The 313-nt window shown below is 58.8% G+C and carries 1 protein-coding gene; it reads right to left on the bottom strand.

Annotated features, from left to right (window positions below; all coding sequences use genetic code 11):
- Positions 1–97 precede the first annotated feature (97 nt).
- Complete coding sequence (rpmF, locus tag RCF13_RS02365) at positions 98–280, bottom strand: 50S ribosomal protein L32 (RefSeq protein WP_006389284.1); 183 nt, start codon at positions 278–280, stop codon at positions 98–100.
- Positions 281–313 lie beyond the last annotated feature (33 nt).

Genomic DNA, 313 nt, shown 5'->3' on the forward strand with positions numbered 1-313 from the left:
AAGTCTCCGCCCATACAGTCTATGGCGATGCGTATCACGGGTGCCAGGTATCAGCGCTCAGCCGAATTGGTCCGAGTACGAGTTCGGCCCGGGGGCCTTATTCGTCGGCCTTGGTCTTCAGGACCTTGCGGCCACGGTAGAAGCCGTTGGGGCTGATGTGATGACGCAGGTGCGTTTCGCCCGTGGTCGGTTCGATAGCCGTCGACGGATTCACCAGAAAATCGTGCGAGCGGTGCATACCGCGCTTGGACGGGGACTTCTTGTTTTGTTGAACAGCCATGATGACTCCTAGAAACGGGGCGCATTGTACGCG

Source organism: Stenotrophomonas maltophilia group sp. RNC7 (assembly GCF_030910085.1).
GTDB classification, from domain to species: Bacteria; Pseudomonadota; Gammaproteobacteria; order Xanthomonadales; family Xanthomonadaceae; genus Stenotrophomonas; species Stenotrophomonas sepilia.